The organism is Mucilaginibacter sp. P4_G9, assembly GCF_056400985.1.
This window is the reverse complement of sequence record NZ_JBFUKF010000780.1, coordinates 1-1,213: the sequence shown is the minus strand read 5'-3', so window position 1 is coordinate 1,213 and position 1,213 is coordinate 1. Positions and strand designations below refer to the sequence as shown.

At 43.1% G+C, this 1,213-nt stretch carries 1 protein-coding gene; it reads right to left on the bottom strand.

Features of this window, described 5'->3' with window-relative positions:
• Positions 1-1,213, bottom strand: a 1,213-nt coding sequence (gene pnp / locus AC1DPZ_RS27595; protein WP_477409544.1) for a polyribonucleotide nucleotidyltransferase, incomplete at both ends; no start/stop codon positions are given.

Below are 1,213 nucleotides of genomic sequence, written 5' to 3'. Positions count from 1 at the left end.
CTTCAAAGATACCGTCCATCTTCTCAATCCTGCGGTGATCAATTTCAGAGATGTGTAACAAACCGTCTTTACCTGGCATGATCTCAACAAATGCACCAAACGGCATAATTGATTTCACTTTACCTTCGTAAATCTCGCCAACTTCTGGTTTAGAAGCGATGTTACGGATCCTTGATAAAGCCTGGTCGATAGAAGCTTTGTTGTCGGCAAATATTTGAACGATACCCTGGTTGTCTTTTTCTTCGATAGAAATAGTTGCACCGGTTTCGCGTTGCATTTCCTGGATAATTTTACCGCCGGGCCCGATAACTGCACCAATAAATTCTTTATCAATTTTAATGGTAACAATACGCGGAGCGTGTGGTTTGTAATCAACACGGGGAGCAGTAAGGGTTTTAGCCATTTCACCAAGAATGTGTAAACGACCCTCTTTAGCCTGGTTTAAAGCGTTGGTTAATACTTCGTATGATAGGCCGTTGATCTTTAAATCCATTTGTACGGCAACTATACCATTCGTGGTACCGGTAACTTTAAAGTCCATATCACCTAAGTGATCCTCGTCACCAAGTATATCCGACAGGATAGCGTATTTAGTTCCCATTTCGTTGGTGATCAATCCCATCGCGATACCTGATACCGGCGATTTGATTTTGATACCTGCATCCATCAAAGCCAATGTACCGGCACAAACCGTAGCCATTGATGACGAACCGTTTGATTCCAGGATGTCAGAAACGATACGGATAGTATATGGGTTTTCATCCTCAGATGGTAATACTTGTTTTAACGAACGCATAGCCAGGTTACCGTGACCAATTTCGCGGCGACCAGCACCCCTGTTCGGGCGAACCTCGCCGGTTGAAAAACCTGGGAAGTTATAATGCAACAGGAATTTTTGATAACCGTTGATGAACGCGCCATCAATCATTTGCTCATCATCCTTAGCACCTAAAGTAACAGTAGTTAATGCCTGGGTTTCACCACGGGTAAATACCGCAGAACCGTGAGCAGATGGTAAATAACCAACTTCACTCCATATAGGGCGGATTTGGGTAGTTGTACGGCCATCTAACCGTTTGCCTTCGTCTAATACAAGGTTACGGATAGCATCGTACTCCACATCATGGTAGTATTTTTTAGCCAAAAACTTAGTAACATCATCAATTTCGCCTAAAGTAGCGATGTAAGCATCACGAACTTCTTTGAATTTGGC